The sequence below is a fragment of the Cryobacterium tagatosivorans genome (genome assembly GCF_004402215.1).
Lineage (GTDB): Bacteria > Actinomycetota > Actinomycetes > Actinomycetales > Microbacteriaceae > Cryobacterium > Cryobacterium tagatosivorans.
Genome location: NZ_SOEZ01000039.1, coordinates 21,039 through 40,437, shown reverse-complemented (window position 1 = coordinate 40,437; position 19,399 = coordinate 21,039). Strand labels below are relative to the sequence as shown.

15 protein-coding genes are annotated in these 19,399 nt (G+C 70.2%); 10 read left to right on the top strand and 5 right to left on the bottom strand.

The features are described 5' to 3' along the window. Positions 1-119 precede the first annotated feature (119 nt). Together E3O23_RS07955 and E3O23_RS07950 are read left to right on the top strand one after the other, a co-directional pair. A complete protein-coding gene (locus E3O23_RS07955) occupies positions 120-1,055 on the top strand; it encodes a right-handed parallel beta-helix repeat-containing protein (RefSeq protein ID WP_134489856.1) in 936 nt (311 codons plus the stop codon). A gap of 157 nt (positions 1,056-1,212) precedes the next feature. Continuing rightward, positions 1,213-2,838 (top strand): hypothetical protein, encoded by a 1,626-nt coding sequence (locus E3O23_RS07950; RefSeq protein WP_134489854.1) that lies wholly within the window; start codon positions 1,213-1,215, stop codon positions 2,836-2,838. Here E3O23_RS07950 and E3O23_RS07945 read toward each other — a convergent pair. Then, positions 2,819-3,916 carry a glycosyltransferase family 4 protein gene (locus tag E3O23_RS07945; RefSeq protein WP_134489852.1) on the bottom strand — a complete coding sequence of 366 codons (1,098 nt, stop codon included), beginning with the start codon at positions 3,914-3,916 and terminating at the stop codon, positions 2,819-2,821. The two genes, E3O23_RS07950 and E3O23_RS07945, sit on opposite strands and share 20 nt — an antisense overlap. 173 nt (positions 3,917-4,089) lie before the next feature. Between E3O23_RS07945 and E3O23_RS07940 the strand changes: the two genes are divergently transcribed. From E3O23_RS07940 to E3O23_RS07925, 4 genes are all read left to right on the top strand, one after another. Further along, positions 4,090-4,755, top strand: a complete 666-nt coding sequence (locus E3O23_RS07940; RefSeq protein WP_134489850.1) for a hypothetical protein — start codon at positions 4,090-4,092, stop codon at positions 4,753-4,755. A gap of 148 nt (positions 4,756-4,903) precedes the next feature. Then, positions 4,904-8,416, top strand: a complete 3,513-nt coding sequence (locus E3O23_RS07935) for a PKD domain-containing protein (protein ID WP_134489848.1) — start codon at positions 4,904-4,906, stop codon at positions 8,414-8,416. Positions 8,417-8,442: 26 nt separating this feature from the next. Next, positions 8,443-9,372, top strand: coding sequence for a glycosyltransferase family 2 protein (locus E3O23_RS07930; protein ID WP_241983383.1), 930 nt, complete (start codon positions 8,443-8,445; stop codon positions 9,370-9,372). 3 nt (positions 9,373-9,375) lie between these two features. Beyond that, positions 9,376-10,572: a glycosyltransferase family 4 protein gene (locus E3O23_RS07925; RefSeq protein WP_134489844.1), complete on the top strand. Its 1,197-nt coding sequence runs from the start codon at positions 9,376-9,378 to the stop codon at positions 10,570-10,572. Here E3O23_RS07925 and E3O23_RS07920 read toward each other — a convergent pair. The 4 genes from E3O23_RS07920 to E3O23_RS07905 are packed head-to-tail and all read right to left on the bottom strand — an operon-like array spanning position 10,478 to position 15,063. Continuing rightward, the gene (locus tag E3O23_RS07920; RefSeq protein ID WP_134489842.1) at positions 10,478-11,527 is read right to left on the bottom strand and encodes a glycosyltransferase family protein; all 1,050 of its coding nucleotides are present in this window, start codon (positions 11,525-11,527) and stop codon (positions 10,478-10,480) included. The genes E3O23_RS07925 and E3O23_RS07920 overlap by 95 nt on opposite strands. After that, positions 11,527-12,984 carry a tyrosine-protein kinase domain-containing protein gene (locus E3O23_RS07915; RefSeq protein ID WP_134489840.1) on the bottom strand — a complete coding sequence of 486 codons (1,458 nt, stop codon included), beginning with the start codon at positions 12,982-12,984 and terminating at the stop codon, positions 11,527-11,529. Before E3O23_RS07915 ends, E3O23_RS07920 begins: the two co-directional genes overlap by 1 nt. A gap of 37 nt (positions 12,985-13,021) precedes the next feature. After that, entirely contained in the window at positions 13,022-13,837 is an 816-nt protein-coding gene (locus E3O23_RS07910) for a CDP-alcohol phosphatidyltransferase family protein (protein ID WP_420897649.1), read from the bottom strand. After that, the gene (locus E3O23_RS07905) at positions 13,834-15,063 is read right to left on the bottom strand and encodes a DUF1972 domain-containing protein (protein WP_198415157.1); all 1,230 of its coding nucleotides are present in this window, start codon (positions 15,061-15,063) and stop codon (positions 13,834-13,836) included. Before E3O23_RS07905 ends, E3O23_RS07910 begins: the two co-directional genes overlap by 4 nt. A 443-nt stretch (positions 15,064-15,506) precedes the next feature. On the opposite strand from E3O23_RS07905, the gene E3O23_RS07900 reads away from it, so the two are divergent. The 4 genes from E3O23_RS07900 to E3O23_RS07885 are packed head-to-tail and all read left to right on the top strand — an operon-like array spanning position 15,507 to position 19,397. Then, entirely contained in the window at positions 15,507-16,586 is a 1,080-nt protein-coding gene (locus E3O23_RS07900; RefSeq protein ID WP_134489838.1) for a Gfo/Idh/MocA family protein, read from the top strand. Continuing rightward, positions 16,583-17,581: an NAD-dependent epimerase/dehydratase family protein gene (locus tag E3O23_RS07895; RefSeq protein WP_134489836.1), complete on the top strand. Its 999-nt coding sequence runs from the start codon at positions 16,583-16,585 to the stop codon at positions 17,579-17,581. The genes E3O23_RS07900 and E3O23_RS07895 overlap by 4 nt, the downstream gene beginning before the upstream one ends. After that, entirely contained in the window at positions 17,578-18,729 is a 1,152-nt protein-coding gene (locus E3O23_RS07890) for a DegT/DnrJ/EryC1/StrS family aminotransferase (protein ID WP_134489834.1), read from the top strand. Before E3O23_RS07895 ends, E3O23_RS07890 begins: the two co-directional genes overlap by 4 nt. Beyond that, entirely contained in the window at positions 18,726-19,397 is a 672-nt protein-coding gene (locus tag E3O23_RS07885) for a NeuD/PglB/VioB family sugar acetyltransferase (RefSeq protein ID WP_134489832.1), read from the top strand. The genes E3O23_RS07890 and E3O23_RS07885 overlap by 4 nt, the downstream gene beginning before the upstream one ends. Positions 19,398-19,399: the final 2 nt, after the last annotated feature.

The window sequence follows — 19,399 nt, the reverse complement described above, 5'->3', positions numbered from 1 at the left end:
CTCATGTGCCGGTTTGACGCGGGGACAGATAGTGAGCAACACTCTGTTAACGATCGGTGGCCCCCTACGGTTGCTCAATCCCGCATATCCCGAACGTGTGCACACACACGAAAACTTAAATGCTCCTCTCTAAGCTCCGCTCACAGACCACCGCTTCCACCGACACCACCCAGGCTTCACGCTCCAGCAGGACCAGGAAAGGCGCCCTCGCCGTTTTCGCGGCCACGGCGATCATGACCCTCGGAATCACCGGCTTCGCCGCCGCTCCGGCCCAGGCCGCAGTCGCCGGATCCACGACCACCGGCGTGCCCGTCGGCACCGCGCTCAAGGTCCACTACGGCGACCTCAAGATCACCACGCCCGGACAGGTCGTCAGCGGCCTCGACGTGCGCGGCCTGATCAAGATCGCCGCGGCCAACGTCACGATCAAGAACTCGATCATTCGCGGGCGCACCGTGACTGCCCCGACCGCGCTGATCAACAACCTGTCCGGATACTCCGGCCTGAAGATCATCGACACCGAGCTGTTCCCGTCCAAGGCCTCGCCGTACATGAACGGGATCTACGGCTACAACTTCTCCGCGACGCGCCTGAACATCCACGGCGTGATCGACGGCGTCCACATCACCGGCAGCAACGTCGCCGTGACGAACTCCTGGTTGCACCACAACACGCACTACACCAGCGACCCGGTCCAGGGCGGAACCCCGAGCCATGACGACTCGATCCAGATCCAGAAGGGTGACAACATCAAGGTCATCGGCAACACCATCAGCGGCTCGTACAGCGCCGGTGTGCAGATCACCCAGGACCGCGGAAAGGTCTCGAACTTCACCTTCACCGGCAACCGGGCCGACGGCGGCAAGTGCACGATCAACATCGCGCAAAAGACCTACGGTCCGCTCTCCGGCGTGAAGATCCAGGACAACAAGTTCGGCCGCAACACCCGGCTCGCCAACTGCGCGATCATCGCGCCCACGACCACGGCGACGCAGAACGCCGGCAACTACTACACCCCCGACGGCACCATCGTGACCGTCCGCAAGGGCGCCTAAGCACTCCGCGTCACCCCGGCAGAGCCCCCGCGTCCAGACGCGGGGGCTCTGCTTCTTTTTTTGCGCAGGGGGTCGCGGCCCCGCGCGAAGCGTTTTATTGTCGCTGCAGCACCGGGGTCACTCGAAGGCCCTTGTCCTGACATGATTCGAGGGCTCCATGCATCCGCGACTCTCGCACCTGTCCTTCGCCGTGGCGGCCGCGGTCATCGCGGCCATTTTCATCGGCCCGCCGGCCGGCGCGGACACGGCCCCGCCCAGCTCCTCGACGCCGAAGACGGTGGCCGCGGATGCCCTGCCCACGCCGCAGATCAACGGGGTCGTCTGGACCCAGCTGATCGTGGGCACGACCGTGTACGTGGGCGGGGAGTTCACGAAGGCGAGGCCGGCCGGCTCAGCGCCCGGCGCGAACGAGGTCACCCGCAACAACATGCTCGCGTACAACCTCACAACGGGAGCGATGACCTCCTTCAACCCGAACATGAACGCCGCCGTGCGCGGCCTCGTCGCCTCCGCCGACGGCACCCGGGTGTACGCGGGCGGAAGCTTCACCAGCGTCGGAGGCGTCAGCAGGTACCGGCTGGCGGCCTTCAGCACGGCGACCGGGGGGCTCGTTTCCACCTGGGCTCCCGTGGTCAACGCGGCCGTGAAGGCGGTCGGCATCTCGGGCGGGACGGTCTTCGCGGGCGGCACGTTCACCGTGGCGAACGGGCAGTCGCGTCCCCGGATCGCATCCTTCGCCACGTCGAACGGGGCCGTGCAGGGCTGGAAGGGCAACCCGTCCGGCGGGTCGGTGAACGCCCTCACCGTGTCCCCGGATGGGACGAAGGTCGTCATCGGCGGAAGCTTCACCTCCTACAACGGAGGCACAAACCCCGGCTACGGCATGGCCGCCACGAGTGCCGGCACCGGGGCATCCCTGGCCTGGAAGGTCAACGGGTTGATCCGCAACGCCGGGGCGAACGGCGCCATCCTGAGCCTGACATCCTCGAGCAGCGGAGTCTTCGGCACCGGCTACGACTTCGGCTCCGGGGCGATGTTCGAGGGGACGTTCCGGGCCAGCTGGACCGACGGCACCCTGGTCTGGATCGAGGACTGCCATGGCGACACCTACTCCGCCGTCCCCGTCAACGACGTCGTCTACACGACCGCGCACGCGCATTACTGCGGCAACATCGGCGGGTTCGGGGAGACGAGCCCTCGCTCCTATCACCGCACCCTGACCTTCACGATGGCGGCCACCGGGGTGGTGGCGAAGAACGCCGTGGGCAACTACTACAACTTCGCCGGGCAGCCCCGGCCGACGCTGCTGGCCTGGTACCCCGAGATCAACACGGGCACCTACACCGGGCAGGGACAGGGCCCGTGGAACATCGCGGCGAACTCGCAGTACGTCCTCTACGGGGGTGAGTTCACCTACGTGAACAACAAGCGGCAGCAGGGCCTCGTGCGCTTCGCCGTGTCGGCGATCGCCCCGGACAAGGAGGGCCCCAGGCTCCAGGGGGCAAGCTTCCTCCCGACGCTCTCGTCGCCGAGCGCCGGGACGGTGAGGGTGTCCTGGACCTCGAACTACGATCGGGACAACGAACAGCTCACCTACCAGGTGCAGCGCGACGGCGTCACGGTGAAGACGCTCACCGGGCTGTCGGTCGACTGGAAGAGGCCGACGATCACCTGGACCGAGACCGGCCTCACCCGCGGGAAGACCTACGCCTACCGGCTCAAGGTCACCGACCCGTTCGGCAACGTGCGCACCGGGAACCCCGTCAGCGTGACGGTGTCCTAGCGTCGCTTGCCCGGGCGATCACGTCGGCGACCATGCGCATGCGGCGATCGAGGTCGAAAACCGGATTGACCGCCGCCGGCTCCGGCAGGGCGGCCCGCTCCCGGGTCGCGGACGCCACGGCGCAGAGGGCCGCCGAGATGTCGGCGACGGGATCGATGGTCCGGGGAACCCCGATGCCGCCGACCAGGGGGAGCACCTCGGCCGCCCCGCCGTCCGCGTACCCCGCCGACCGGATCCCCAGCCGCCAGGCCTCGACCGGAACCAGGCCGAAGGGCTCCGGCTTGGAGGGAAAACAGGCGACGGCGTCGATCGTGCCGGCCAGCGCCGCCATCGACGGGGCTTCCCCGAGGTAGGTGATCCGATCGTCGTGGGCGATCGCATCCCGCACGGCGTCGAGCGCGTCTTCCTGCCCCGGGAACGGCGCACCGTAGAGCAGCAACTTCCAGTCCCGGTCGCGCAGGGCCGGAGACGCAAAGGCCCGCGCCACCTCCAGGTGCCCTTTGTGGCCGTTGACCCGGCCGACGACCCCGATCACGAGGGGCTCGTGCGGCTCGTGCGCCGGCAGCTCGGCGACCGGGCTGAAGACGGGGGACATCACGGTCACCCGGCGACGGTCCACTCCCGCGCCGGCCAGCCACCCGGCGGTTGCCTCGCTGCAGGCGCTCACCGGGAAGCGACCGCCGGCGAGGAGTCCCCGCACGAGGATGCCCCCGACCGGGCCCGGCAGGAGTTCATGGACGGAGACATAGAAAGGCAGCTTGCGGAGGCGCAGGGCCGGCACGTAGGCCGCCAGGGCGAGAGTCCACACGATGACGAAATCCGCGTCGGCCACTCCGGGGCGGAGCGACGGAAGACGGAGAGCATCGGCCAGGCGGCTTCGCCGGAGAACCGCCAGCCCCGGGTCGATGGTGACCACGGCCCAGTGCCCCAGGTGCGCGAGCGAATCGGCCAGGGGGCCGTCATGGGGCACGAACACGCTCACGTCGTGGCCGAGCCTGACCAGGCACTCCACTTCCTGGATCAGCACACGCGTCGCCCCGTAGCTGTCATTGCTGCCGTGCAGAACGGCAATCTTCATTCTCGACCCCTCGACGGATGGCGCTTGCTCAGAACTGTACCGCCAGCGGCGGGGCGGAGGAGGGATTGGGCCTGGCCACTAGTCATGAGGCAGGCTCACGTGTATGAATGGCTGCACGAGGTAACCCGACCGGCGCGCCACCACGAGCCGGCCTCACCGTGGGGAGTTCGATCATGGCAGCACAGCAGCCCGGGCACGCCGGTGGACGCCAGGCGCGAGCGTGGGGGATCCTGGGCGTCGCCGTCCTGGTCCTCGTCGTCACCGTTGCCGTCCTGGATGGGGCGGAATCCCGTGACCAGGCCGGCGCGGCCCCCGCGCCCAGCGGGGCCGTGGCGGGCGCAACGCCGACGGCGGTCCCCGCGCCGAAGTCCGAACCGGCGCCGACCCCGACGCCCGCCCCGCCCAGCGCCCCCCGCGCGGGGGAACCTGCTCCGCCCGCGGCCAGGCCGGCGGTTCCGTTCACGAAGTCGTCCGCGCCCGTGGCCGGAGTGGTCTTCAGCATCGACAAGCTCCAGGCCGTCAACGGCATCGCGCAGGGCCCCGGCGAGGTCGGCGGCCCCTCTCTCCGCTTCGAGCTCACCGTCCGCAATGACACCGCGGCGGCTGTGTCGCTGACCTCCACGGTCGTGAACGTGTACTTCGGGCCGGATGAGGCGCCCGCCACGGAGCTGCGGAAGCCCGGCAGTATCCCACTGCCCGCAACCCTGGCGCCGGGGCGGACCGCACGAGGCGTCTTCATCTTCGCCGTCCCCGAGCAGTCACGGGACCAGGTCCGGATAACGGCCGACTACACGGCCGGGGTTCCGATCGCCGTCTTCGAGGGGCAAGCGCCGCGCTAGCCTGCCGCGCGTCGCGGTCTGCGGGCGCGTGCCGGGCCCCGATCCTCGACCCCCTGTTGGGGGACATCCATAGCTGAGCAATCGTCACTATACTCACGAAAACGGCGGCCACCCGAAGGCCGCCGGCTTACCCGAACAGAGGTCTTCCATGGGTGTTCCATCCGTGTCCCGTCTGCGATTCCTTGCTCTGGCCACGGCCGCGGCCGTCGCCGCGGGCGTCCTGATGGGGACCGCGGCGGCGCACGCCGACACGGCGCCGCCCGACGCCTCGCTGCCGAAGACGGTGGCGGCCGACTCCCTGCCCACGCCGCAGATCAACGGGGTCGTCTGGACCCAGCTCATCGTCGGCAACACGGTCTACGTCGGCGGGGAATTCACCAGGGCGCGGCCGGCCGGCTCGGCGGCCGGGGTCAACGAGGTCGCACGCACCAACCTCATGGCCTACAACCTGACCACGGGCGTGATGACCTCGTTCAACCCCAACGTGAACGGCGCGGTTCGCGCGCTCGTCGCCTCGCCGGACGGCACCCGCGTCTACGCAGGCGGGAGCTTCACGTCGGTCGGCGGGGTCAACCGCTATCGGCTCGCCGCCTTCACCGCCGCCACCGGCGCGCTGGTTACCACCTGGGCGCCCGTCGTCAACTCGACGGTCAGGGCGCTCGGCATCTCGGGCAGCACGGTCTACGCCGGTGGCGTCTTCACCGCGGCCAACGCGGTCACGCGCACGCAGATCGCCTCCTTCAGCACAACGAACGGCGCCCTGCTGCCCTGGCAGGGGACGCCGGCCGGCGGCGGGGTCTACGCGCTGGCGGTTTCGCCGGATGGCACCAAGGTGGTCATCGGCGGCAGCTTCACTTCTTACAACGGGGGGACGGACCCCGGCTACGGCATGGCGGCCACGAACGCGAGCACCGGGGCCCCGCTGCCCTGGAAGGTCAACGGTTTGATCCGCAACGGCGGGGTGAACGGCGCCATCCTCAGCCTGACTTCCTCGGCCGACGGGGTCTTCGGCACCGGCTACGACTTCGGCGCCGGTGCGATGTTCGAGGGCACCTTCCGCGCCGCCTGGGCCGACGGCACGCTGATCTGGATCGAGGACTGCCACGGCGACACCTACTCTGCGGCGCCCGTCAACGATGTCGTCTACACGACCGGCCATGTGCACTACTGCGGCAACATCGACGGTTACCCGGAGACCACGCCGCGCTCCTACCACCGCACGCTCGCCTTCTCCATGAAGACGACCGGTGTGATCACCGCCAACGCCGCCGGCAGCTACTACAACTTCGCCGGCAGCCCGCGGCCCTCCCTCCTCAACTGGCACCCCGACATCAACACCGGCACCTACACCGGGCAGGGCCAGGGGCCGTGGAACGTCGCCGGCAACTCCCAGTACGTGCTCTACGGCGGCGAGTTCACGATCGTGAACAACAAGGGGCAGCAGGGTCTCTCGCGCTTCGCCGTGTCCACGATCGCTCCCAACAAGGAGGGGCCGCGCGTCACGAACACCGCCTTCGTCTCGTCGGCCTTCGTCCCCGCGGTCGTCTCGCTGGCCGCGGGGAGCGCGCGGGTGTCCTGGTCGTCGGCGTACGACCGGGACAACGAACAGCTGAAATACGAGGTCCTCCGCGACGGGGTGTCGGTCAAGACGCTCCAGGCGTCCTCGTCCGACTGGAACCGCCTGAATCTCGGCTGGACCGACACGGGCCTGACCCCCGGCCAGTCCTACTCCTATCGCATCCGGGTCACCGACCCCTTCGGCAACGCCCGCACCGGCGACCCGGCAACGGTGACGATCAGCGCGTCCGGGAGCGCGAGCGCCTATTCGGCCCTCGTCCAGGGTGACGCGCGTTCCTACTGGCCGTTCGGTGAGGCCGGCGGAACAACCGCCTACGACTGGGCGACGGGCGTCGATGCGACCACAGGCTCCGGCGTGACCGGGAATGTGCCGGGCGCCATCACCGGCACGACGGGGACAGCGTCGCGATTCGACGGCACGACTGCCGGGTTCGCGTCCACCCGATTGATTGAGAATCCCGCGAGCACGTTCAGTGTCGAGGCGTGGGTCAAGACCACGACGAAGCGCGGCGGCAAGATCATCGGTTTCGGTAACAGTGCCACCGGCGCGTCGACGAGCTACGACCGGCACGTCTACATGGACACCAGCGGGCGGATCTGGTTCGGGGTGCGGCCGCCGGCCGGGACGCGCACGGTGAACTCTGCAGCCGGCTACAACGACGGGAAGTGGCACCAGATCGTCGCGACCCTCGGTGCCCAGGGCATGGTGCTCTACATCGACGGGAAGCAATCCGCGCAACGCACCGACACGACCACGGCCCAGTCCTATCGCGGCTACTGGCGAATCGGCGGCGACAACCTCAACGGCTGGACCGGCCGCCCGCTCAGCGACTACATCGCGGCCGACATCGACGAGGTAGCGCTGTACACCAGGGCTATCAGCGCAGAGACAGTGGCCAACCACTATGCCCTGGCAACCACGGGCACGCCCGGAAACCTCGCCCCGACCGCGGCCTTCAGCAGCGCGGCGAACGAGCTCGCGGTGGCCGTGGACGGATCGGCCTCGTCCGACCCGGACGGCACGATCACCGGCTACGCCTGGGCGTTCGGCGACGGAGCAACCGCCGCCGGGCCAACCGCCTCGCACACGTACGCCGCCGCCGGCACCTACACGGTGTCCCTCACCGTCACCGACAACGGCGGCTCGACCGGCACGGTGACGCACCAGGTGACCGTCGCCCAGGCCCCCGCCAACGCGACCCCGACGGCCGTCCTCACGCTCACCCCCACGGGCCTCTCCGTCGCCGTCGACGGGTCTGGGTCAACCGACGCCGACGGCACCATCGCCGGATACGCCTGGGCGTTCGGCGACGGGGGAACGGGGACGGGAGCCACGGACACCCACGCCTACGCCGCGGCAGGCACCTACACGGTGACACTGACGGTGACGGACAACGCCGGGGCAACCGGAGTGGCTACCCGCCAGGTCACGGTGGCCGCCCCGCCGCCGGCCGGGGCTGCGTTCGCCGCCGACGCGTTCGAGCGCACCACCACGGGTGGCCTCGGCACCGCCGACACCGGCGGCCCGTGGACCGTGACCGGATCGAGCGCCAACTACTCCGTCGGGGACGGGGTCGGCAGGCTCCGCGCGGCCACGGCGGGGGCGACGGTGAACGCCTACCTCGCGAACGTGTCGTCATCGGACGCGGACGTGACCGCGACCATCTCGCTGCAGGACCAGGTGACCGGGTCCGGTGCCTACGTCTCGGTCATCGGCCGGCGGATCGGATCGGACGACTACCGGGCCCGGGTGAAGGTGCTCGCCACCGGGGTGGTTCAGCTCCAACTGCTGCACGGGGCGACGAACCTGCAGACCGTGACCCTCGCGGGAATCACCTACGCCACCGGGGACCGGCTTCAGGTCAGGACGCAGGTCTTCGGAACCTCGCCGACGACTGTCCGTGCGAAGGCCTGGCCGCTCGGCACGGCCGAGCCGACCGGGTGGCAGGTGAGCGTCACCGACGCCACGGACACGATGCAGGGCCCCGGGCACATCGGTTTCGCCCTCTACCTCGGTGGAACCGCCACCGTCGTCCCCCTGACGGCCTCCTTCGACGACCTCGTCGCCAGGCCCGTCGGCTGACCGGCGGAGCGTGAAGGGAGATGTTCATGCCCGATGCCCGGCCGCGCATCCTCATCGCGGTCCTGACCTTCCGCAGGCCCCTGGACCTGGAGGAGTTGCTTCCGGCGCTCGTCGACCAGGCCGCAGGCGTCGGCCCGGAGGCGCACATCCTTGTCGTCGACAACGATCCTGATGCCGGGGCCCGCGGCCTGGTCAGGGAGCTCGGGCGGTTCGACCCGGTCGCCTACGTGCACGAACCCGAGCCCGGGATCGCCGCGGCCAGGAACCGGGCGCTCGCCGAGGCCTCCGCGTACGACCTCCTCGTCTTCATCGACGATGACGAGCGACCCACCGACGCGTGGCTGGCGGCACTGCTGGCCACCTACGACTCCTCCAGGCCCGCGGCGGTGGTCGGCCCCGTGCTCTCACGCTACGACACCGAGCCCGACCTCTGGATCCGCGCCGGTCGCTTCTTCGAGCGCCGCCGGCACACCACCGGGACGCGCGTCCCGCTCGCCGCGACGAACAACCTGCTCCTCGACCTCGAGCAGGTTCGCGCGCTCGGCGTCACGTTCGACGAACGCTTCGGGCTGAGCGGGGGCTCGGACTCGCTGTTCACCCGGCAGTTGCACGCGCGCGGCGGCGAGATGATCTGGTGCGACGAGGCGGTGGTCATCGACGTCGTTCCCGCCGTGCGGCTCACCCGGCAGTGGGTCCTGCGACGCGCATTCCGGATGGGCAACACCTGGAGCCGGATTGCGCTGGAGGACACTGAGAGCGCCCGGCGTGCGCTCGTGCGGATCTCACTGCTCACCCGGGGATCCGCCCGCGTGCTCGGGGGCACCGCCCGCTACGCCGCCGGCGTCCTCACCGGACAGCTCGGGGCTCGCGCCCGGGGCCTGCGTACCGCGGCGAGGGGGGCGGGAATGCTCACCGGGTCCGTCGGGTCCGTGTACAGCGAGTACCGGCGGAGCTAGGCGATGCCGGCGGCGCACACGGCCCACCCGAACGCTCCGCTCGGGCTGGAGCGGGCGCGACTGCTGCGCACGCTCCGAAGCGCGTATCTCGAGCGCGCCCACCGGCTCCCCCCGGCCACGATCATCTACCGCGTCCGCCGGTACGATTTCCAGGAGTCCCTGCTGGCCGGACTCGAGGTCGTGCAGGCCGGTCCCGTCCGGGCGGCCTGGCTGCTGGCTCGCTCGCGCGTCTCCGAACTCGAAATCAACGAGCCGCTCATGCTCTCCAGCCTGCCGGGGAGCGCTCTCGCGGTCGCGTCCCTGCGCCTGCGCTCACTCCTCGGGGGCCCGCGCGCGACGATCGTGAGCTACGCGATGGAGAACGCCGACCCATTCGGCCGCCCACCCGCCGGTTCGGCGAAAGAGCGGCTGAGGCGGACGGTCGACGGCGCGCTGGCGCGTTTCGTCTGGGGGCAACTCGACCGGGTCGCATTCGCGACGGACTCCGCACGCGGCACCTACGGCAGCGCCCTGCCGGAACCGCGCGATCGAACCCTCACGACCCTCATACCGGCCCTGCCGGCCCCCTGCTCCTGCGAGCACGACACCGTACGGGATCTTCCCCGCGTCCTCTTCGTCGGGGCGCTGGTCGAGCGCAAAGGGGTCCTGCGCGTTCTCGAAGCGTGGGACTCCGTGCGGGAACGGGTGCCCGGAGCGCGGCTCTGCATCATCGGCAAGGGGGTGCTCGAGGGTCGTGCCAGGTCGGCCGCGGACCGGGACGATTCGATCGAGCTGATGATCGACCCCGACCGGAGCGAAATCCATCGGCACCTCCGTCGCAGCGGCGTGCTCGTGCTGCCCTCGCAGCCCACGCCGACCTGGCGGGAGCAGGTCGGCCTGCCCATCGTGGAAGGCCTCGCGCACGGGTGCACGGTCGTGACCACGACCGAAACGGGCCTGGCCGGCTGGCTGGCCGACCACGGCCACGGTGTTCTCGAACCGGCCTCCGGTCCCTCGGAACTCGCCGATGCGCTCGTCTCCGCGCTCCGGGCCGGACGCAGCGCGTCCGCGGTGACGGCCGACCTGCCGGCCATCGACGGCCGGCTGGCCGCCGATGCCTGGCTGTTCAGTACAGCCCGGCCGGAACCGCGCGGGGAGCTGGTCGTGGCGAGCGAGCCGCGAGCACGGCCGACTCGTAGGCTTCGAAATGGCGGTCTATGACGTCGTCCCAGCGGCGCCGGGAGAGGTCGGGCCCGGTCTCGCCGCGCTGGGCGCGGGCACGCGCCATCCCCTCCGCGAGGACAGCCGCCGAGATCTCGCCGGAGTACGTGATCACCCAGTCCTGCCCGACCTCGGTCCTGAGCGCCTCGGTGACGGCGTTGGAGGGAACCAGGATGGGCCGGCCCAGGGAGAGTGCCACGAGGGCGGCCCCGGAATTGTGCATCTCCCGGTAGGGAAGAACGACGAGCTCGGCCCGCCCGACGGCGTCGACGAGTTCGGCATCGCTCACGTAGCGCAGGCAGACGTCGATCCTGGTGTCGACGGCGGCAGCGCGGACGACGGCCTCACCGAGCCCGGGCGGCTGGGGCCGACCGACGATCTGCAGGGACGGCGCCTCCGCCCCCGCGCCGGGGGCGGCCGGCAGCCCGGCGAAGGCGGTGATCAACGCGTCCAGGCCCTTGTAGGAACGGATGAGCCCGAAGTACAGCATCCGGCCGGGCTGCGTATCCGGGAGTGCGTGGCCGGCGAACCAGTCCCGGTAGTCGCCGTGCTCGATCGTGCGCACCGGGGCGCCGCCCGGCACCGGTGTCGCCTCGTTGAGGCGGATCCACAGGGTGGTCCGGCGGTCCAGGCGTTCGATCAGGCGCCGTTCCGCCGGGGTTGTGTCCTCGTGGCTCCGCACGTTGTGCACGGTGCGCACGACCGCGGTGCGCCGGCGGCGCACTCGAGCCAGGAGCGCTCGGAACAACAGCCGCCGCACCAGGGCTCGCAGGGGTGTGCGGCCGCGCAGCAGGGTCTCCGGCCAGTGCACGTGCAGCACGTCGTAGCGGTCGGTGAGCGCGCGCGTCCAGGTGAAGGTGAGCAGCTCCGAGCGTGCGCCCAGCCGGTTCCCGAGCTGGGTCAGGTACGGGTTCGTCGTTGCCCGCCCGCCCGGGTAGGACTGGAGGATGCGCACTACGTCGACCGGCTTCGCAATCCGTCGCGCAGGCGCACGAGGGCCGACTCCGCCCTGGACCGCCCCGCCGGGGCCTTCCGGCGGGTCGCGGCGGCCGGCTCGGCCGGCGCCTCCTCGGGTGGCAACTGGGCTCCGTAGTACGCCTCGGACCGGCGGTCGCGCACCTGGTTGAGCACGATCCCGAGCACGCGCGCGTTCACCGCTTCCAGCGACTCCAGGGTGCTCGCGAGCTTCTGCCGGCGGGTCGAGTTGAAGCGGGCCACGACAATGGCGCCGTCGGACACGTGCGCAAGCCCGAGGGCGTCACTGGCCGGCAGCAGTGGGGGAGAGTCGATCACGATGAAGTCGTACTCGGCGGACAGCTGCTTCACCAGGTCGTGCATGGCCGTCGACCCGAGAAGCTGGCCGGGATTCGGGGGAAGCGCGCCGGCCGGTAGCACGTGGAGCGCGTTCGCCCAGACGGTGATCGCCTCCGAGCGGGTGCAGGCTCCGACGAGAACCGTGGTGAGGCCGAGCTCGCCCTCGATCCCGCACATGTCCGCGAGGCTCGGTCGTCGGAGGTCGGCGTCGATGAGCAACACGCGCGGGTACCGCTCGGCCATCGCCAGGGCCAGGTTGGCCGCCGTGGTCGACTTGCCGTCCTGCGGCAGGGGAGAGGTGACCACGACGATGCGCGGCCGATTGTCCACGTCGATGAACTCGAGGTTGGCGCAGATCCGCCGGTAATCCTCCGCGAGCGAACTTCGGGGCATCGCCCGCATCACCAGGCCGGCCGGGTCGGTGCGGCGCTTCAGGCCGACCTTGCCGATCAGGGGAGTGTCGGTCACCCGCGCCAGGTCCTTGTCCTCCCGCACGCGCGTGTCCAGCAACTCGCGGCCGAGCGCGTACACGACGCCGAGGGCAAGGCCCGCGAGCAGGCCGGTGACCAGGATGAACGGCACGTTGGGCGACGACGGGTTCTTCGCCACCTGCGCGGTCGAGACCGTTTCCATGGTGATCGACGGCGCATCGTTCGGGCCCTTCGGCGCGAGGTTCTGCACGGTGGTGGCCAGCGAGTCGGTGATGGCGTCCGCGATCACGGCGGCGTCCGTCGCCGAACGGTCGGCCACGGTGATCTCGATGATCACGGTGTTGAGCGGCGTCTCGGCGGTCACCCGCGAGGCGAGCGCCCTCGCCGTGGTGTCGAGCCCGAGATCCTCGATGACGGGGTCCAGGACGGCCGGCATCGTCGCCAGCTGCGCATACGATTCGACGAGGTTCTGGGTGAAGGTCGAGCCCTGCACCAGCTCGTTCGTCGTTTCGCCGCGCTGGCTGGTGACGAAGACGCTGCTCCTCGATTGATACATCACGGGCAGGGTGGCCGCATACGCCCACGCGGCGGCGACCCCCACAACCCCGAGGACCAGGATCACCAGCCACCGCCTGGTCACCGTCCTCAGATAGTCGATCGGTTCCACGTTGTCTCCCCTCGGTATTCGCTCAAGGCGCTATTCGCTAAAAAGTCTTGTCGGACGGGTGCTGGATGGGTTCAGGGACCGTCTGTGCCGCCGCGGTCCCCAGCACGGCCATATCGCGGAACCACTTGTGCAGGGCGAGCGCCAGGAAGGCCGCATTCGCCGCGAAGATGACCGTGTAGACGGTGAAGAACAGCTGCGGTGCACCGAGGAGCACGAAGACCAGGCAGAGGATGCCGTAATCCGTCGGGATCACGAGCAGCGAGCGCCACGGCGTGCTGCGGCGGGGCGCGGCCTCCGCCCCGGTGGCGTGTTTCGCCTTGAGAAGGTCGTTCAGGATCATCGCGAAGAAGGAGACGGCCGCCACGACGGTGAAGCCCACCGGGACGAGCAGCCAGGCCGGGCTGGGGAGGTCGAAGTGGCTGAACGCCGTCACCAGCACGGCGAGGTGCAGGCTCGAGATCTTGACCGAGTCCACCACGTGGTCGAGCCATTCGCCGGACGGAGACCCGCCTCCCCGCAGCCTGGCCACCTGTCCATCGGCGGAATCCAGGGCGTAACCGACGGCGAGGAGAAGCCAGACTGCGACGCCGAGCCCCCAGCCGGGCTCTCCGATCGCGAGGAGGAGGATCCCGGAGAAGGTGAAGACCGCGCTGATCGCGGTCACGCCGTTGGGGGCAAGTCCCACCCGGTAGGCGGCCGCGGCGAGGTAGCGGCCTATCCGTCGATTGACGTAGATCGAGTAGGCCGGTGCGCCGGGCGCCGCGGTCTTCTGGGCGGCCGACAGCCGCCGGACCGTGCCCCAGTAGCTCTCGGGCGCATCCGTGCCAACGGTGAACGGGGGCATGGCGCTCATATGATCGTCCGCCTGACCACGGCCGGCGACGGATGCCGGGTCGGCTTGTAGGCCTCGCTCCAGGCCGAATGGCCCGTGCGCCCGCGGCTCAGGCCGCGCGTGCTGTAGCCCTCGGTGAGCCGCATCGCGAGGTCTTCGTACCCGGAGGTGACGCTCTCCCAGTTGAAGAGCGCCCTGGCGCGTCCCTGCAGGCCCTCGCCGATTTCCGCGGTGCGGTGCGGGCTGAGCTCGGCGTCCTCGATCAGGTTGGCGAGGTTCGCGGCATCCTGGAAGTAGGCCCCGTTGCTGCCGAGCACCTCGCGATTGAAGACGACGTCCCAGGCCAGGACCGCCGTGCCGGCGCCCATCGCGCGCAGCAACGACGGGTTCGTTCCGCCGACCGAGTGGCCGTGGAGGTAGGTGACGGCGTGCGCGTAGAGCTGGTCGAGGAGATCCTGGTTCCAGACGCCGCCGAGCAGGCGGATGCGGGGATCGGACGCGGCGAGCCTGGCGACCCGGGAGGTGTACTCCGCCGCGTACGGCGCAGAGCCGACGACGACCAGGGGAAGGGTCGCGCCACTGCGGAGATACCCCTCGACGAGGACGTCGACGTGGTTCTCCGGTTCGAAACGCGCCACCACGAGGTGGTAGCCGCCCGCGACCAGCCCGAGATCCGACACGAGGTCGGTCGGAACCTCGCGCAGGATCTTCGCGCCGTAGGTGATGAGGTCGGTGGGAATGGCGAACTCGTGCTGGTAGTAGTCCACGATTCCCTGCGCGTCCGAGATGAGCGCGTCCGCCTGGCGTACGGCGACCTCTTCGGCCCAGCGGTAGTAACGCCGGCCGACGGGGCCCCACTTGCCGCGCTTCCACTCCAGGCCGTCGACGTGCACGGCCGTCGGCACATTGTGGCGGCGGAGCCGGGGCAGGAACGGCGCGTTGGCCGCGTTGAAGACGAACGCGACGTCGGGCCGTCGATGCCGCGACAGGTGGCCGACCGAGAGGGCGGTGTGGCTAAGGGTCTCCAGCGCGCGCAGGTGCAGGGACGGCAGGTGCACGAGGTCCATGCCCCGGTAGGTGCGGGGGGACGCTTCACCGGTGGTGCGGCAGTACACGGTGACCTCATGGCCGCGGCTGACGAGCCTGTGGCCGATCTCCTCGACCGCCGTCTCGAACCCGCCGTAGGCCGCGGGCACGCCCCGGGTGCCGATCATCGCTATCCGCAGAACGGCCTGCCCGTCCGTCATGTCGACCTCACCGGGGCCGGGGAGCCGAGGCGGAGGGCGCGGCAGGCGGCGGCAGTGGTGGCGGCGGGTGGGCCGGAGGTGCGGTGTCGACGGAAGCGTCGACGGCTCAGCGACGTGGTCACAGTTCATTCCCTGCAGTTCGGGTTTACAGGTAAGGGGTGGCGCGTCGGGCCTGGCGCCCTGGGGCGCCGGTCCGAAACTGTGAATCACTGAAGAAAGCTCAGCTACTCACGTGGCGAACATACCCCGCCGGAACGCGGCCCACAGCCCCCTGAAAGGGGGTCGCGGCAGCCGGTGGGCGCGCCGCCCGGATATTCGCCCCCCATCGGGGGGTATTCGAGCGCAGGGTGCCGTGCCATTGTCTGAAACGTGAGAGATATTCAGATCGCTCGGACGAGCCCGCCGGATGCCTGGCACTGGACGCACGCCGGTTGGAGGCGCAGATGACCACGAAGCTGAACATCGCGGTGGTGGGCGCGGGCTACTGGGGTCCGAACCTGGCCCGGAATTTCCACACCAGCCCGGACTGGAACCTCGTCGCGATTTGCGACATCGACGGTGAGCGGGCACGCCGGGTCGCGGAGATGACCGGCGGTGTGCGCGTGGTCACCGCGCTGAGCGACCTGCTCGCATCCGCCGACCTCGATGCGGTGGCGATTGCGACGCCGGCGAAGACCCACCACGGGATCGCCCGGGCGGCCCTGTCGGCCGGAATGCACGTCATGGTGGAGAAGCCGCTGGCCGACACAGGGGTGCGCGGGCGTGACATGGTCCGCGCGGCCGCGGAGCGCGGACTGGTCCTGATGGCCGACCATACCTACTGTTACACGCCCGCGGTGCTGAAGATCCGCGAGCTCATAGAAGAAGGAGCGCTCGGCGACATTCTCTTCGTCGATTCCGTGCGGATCAACCTCGGTCTCATCCAGCCGGATGTCGACGTGTTCTGGGACCTCGCACCGCACGACCTGTCGATCATCGACTTCGTGCTGCCGGGGGGACTGCGGCCCCTCACGGTTTCGGCGCACGGTGCCGACCCGCTCGGAGCGGGGAAATCCTGCGTGGGCTACCTCAGCCTTCCGCTGCCGAACGGGGCGATGGCGCACGTGCACGTGAACTGGCTCAGCCCCACCAAGATCCGGCAGATGATCATCGGCGGCACCAAACGCACACTCGTCTGGGACGACCTCAACCCCCAGCAGCGACTCAGCGTCTACGACCGGGGAGTCGACCTCGAGCTCCAGGCCCTCGACGGAGCCGAACGCAGCGCGGCCACGGTCTCCTACCGCCTCGGCGACACCTGGTCGCCGGCCCTCCCGGAGCGGGAGGCCCTCGGCGCCATGGCCAGCGAGTTCGCCGAGGCCATCCGGGACCGCCGCCCGTCCCGCACCGACGGCGAGGCGGGCTTGCGTGTACTTTCCATCCTGGAGGCAGCCAGTCGCAGCCTCGCCGGCTTCGGTGCGGCCACCCCCCTTGACGCCGATCGAATTGCCGCCGATCGACCCCTGGCAGAGGAGTTACTGTGAGCGAATTGCACGGAGCGAACGTGCTGGTCACCGGCGGAGCGGGGACCATCGGCTCCGAGATCGTGGACCAGCTGCTGGAGGCCGGGGTAGACCACATCGATGTGCTCGACAACCTGGTCCGCGGTCGGCGGGCGAACCTCGACGGCGCCCTGGCAACCGGTCGGGTCACCCTGGTCGAGGGCGACATCCGCGACCGCGACCTCGTTCGCGACGTGACGCGGGGCAAGGACCTGGTCTTCCACCAGGCGGCGATCCGGATCACGCAGTGTGCCGAGGAGCCGCGCCTGGCACTCGAGGTCCTCGTCGATGGAACCTTCAACGTCTTCGAGGCGGCCGTGGCCCACTCGGTCGGCAAGGTGATCGCGGCCTCCAGCGCATCCGTGTACGGGCTCGCCGAGGAATTCCCGACTCCGGAGCGACACCACCATCACAACAACGACACGTTCTACGGCGCCGCGAAATCGTTCAACGAGGGCATGCTCCGAAGCTTCCGGGCGATGAACGGACTCGACTACGTGTGCCTCCGCTATTTCAATGTCTACGGGCCCCGGATGGATGTGCACGGGCTGTACACCGAGGTGCTCGTGCGCTGGATGGAACGCATCGCCGACGGGAAGGCGCCGTTGATCTTCGGCGACGGCCTGCAGACCATGGACTTCGTCTTCACGAGGGACATTGCCCGGTCCAACCTGCTCGCCGCGACGAGCGAGGTGCGCGAAGGGGTCTTCAACATCGCCAGCGGCGTCGAGACGAGCCTGCTGGGCCTCGCGGAGGCGCTCCTGGAAGCGATGGGCTCCGACCTGCCGGTCGAACACGGACCGGACCGTGCCATCAACGGGGTCACCCGTCGCCTGGCCGACGTCTCGCTGGCCAGGGACGTCCTCGGGTTCGAAGCGAAGGTCACCCTGGCGGAGGGGCTCCGGGAGCTCGTCAACTGGTGGGAGCCGCTCCGTGAGGAGATCGCCCAGGGCCGCTCGCTGGTGCCGTCGTCATGACGCGCATCAACGTGATGAAGCCGTGGCTGGGCCCGGAGGAGATCGCGGCCGTCACCGAGGTCATCGAGTCGGGCTGGCTGGCGCAGGGACCGCGCGTCGCGCGTTTCGAGACGCTCTTCGCCGAGGCCGTGGGGTCCCCGTTCGCCGTTGCCACCTCCAATTGCACGACGGCGCTCCACCTGGCTCTCATCGTCGCGGGCGTCGCGGCCGGCGACGACGTGGTCGTTCCGTCGTTCTCGTTCATCGCGACCGCGAACGCCCCGATCTACGTCGGGGCCAGGACCGTTTTCGCCGACGTGGAGGCAACCACCGGGAACGTGAGCGCCGGGACGATCGCCGCGGCCCTCACCGCGCGGACGAAGGCCGTCATCGTGGTCGACCAGGGCGGGATGCCGGTCGACCTGGACCCCATCCGCGCGCTCTGCGACCCCCGGGGAATCCTCGTGATCGAGGATGCCGCGTGCGGCGCCGGCTCGCTCTACCACGGGAACCCGGTCGGCTCGGGGGCCGTCCTCACCGCCTGGTCCTTCCACCCGCGCAAGCTGCTCACCACCGGGGAGGGCGGGATGCTCACGACCTCCAACGAGGAGTGGGCGCTGCGGGCGCGCCGGCTGCGGGAGCATGCCATGAGCGTCTCCGCGGCGGACCGCCAGGCCAGCGTGCTCGCGCCGGCGGAGGAGTACCTCGAGATCGGCTTCAACTATCGGATGACCGACCTGCAGGCCGCCGTCGGCATCGTGCAGCTCGGCAGGCTGCCGGAGACCATCCGGCGCCGTCGGGAACTGGCCGACCGGTACGCGGCGCTGCTCTCCGGGGTCGCCGGGCTGCGCCCGGTAGCCGACCCCGAGTGGGGCCGGTCGAACTTCCAGTCCTACTGGGTGGAGGTCGACGAGGCGTTCCCGGTCGATCGCGACGGCGTGCTCGCCGCCCTCGCCCGGGCCGACATCTCCGCGCGGCGCGGCATCATGGCCGCGCACCGCCAGCCGGCCTGGTGGGGGATGGACACCGGATCGGCCCCGCTCCCGGTGACCGAGCGGTTGACCGACAACACGCTGATCCTCCCGCTCTTCCACCAGCTGACCGAAGAAGAACAGGACCGCGTGGCGGGGACGCTGCGCGCGGCGGCTTCGGTGCGGGAGCCGACATGACGGGCGTGCTCCTGCTCGCGGCAAGCGGGCTGGCCCGGGAAGTCATTGCCGCCGCGCGGGACACGCTCGGCATCGTCGGGGTCCTCGACGACGACGAATCCCTGCACGGCTCGCTCCTGTCCGGTGTTCCCGTGCTCGGCCCCATCGCCCGGGCGGCAACGCGGCCGGAGCGGCTCTTGATCTGTGTCGGGTCCGGGTCCGGCCGGCGCCGGGTCGCCGAGCGGCTGGCCGCCCTGGACGTCGGCGTCGAACGCTATGTCACGTTCATCTCCCCGGCAGCCAGTGTCGCCAGGGGCACCGGAATCGGGCCCGGGGGCATCCTGCTGGCCGGCGTGGTCGTGACAGCCGACGTTGGCATCGGCCGTCATGCCGTCATCATGCCCCATGCCACCCTGACCCACGACGACGTCGTCGGCGACTTCGTGACCATCGCCGCCGGCGTCTCCCTCGGCGGCGGAGTGGTCCTCGAGGCCGAGAGCTACGTCGGAATGAATGCGTCGATCCGGCAGCGGGTCCGGGTCGGGCGCGGGGCCACCGTCGGGATGGGCGCTGCGGTGCTCACGGACGTGCCGGCCGGGGAGACCTGGGCCGGCGTTCCGGCGCGCGCCCTGCGCTCCACGGCGTTCGCGGCCGAGCCGGCGCCGATGCTGGATGCGCGGCTGACGTGAGG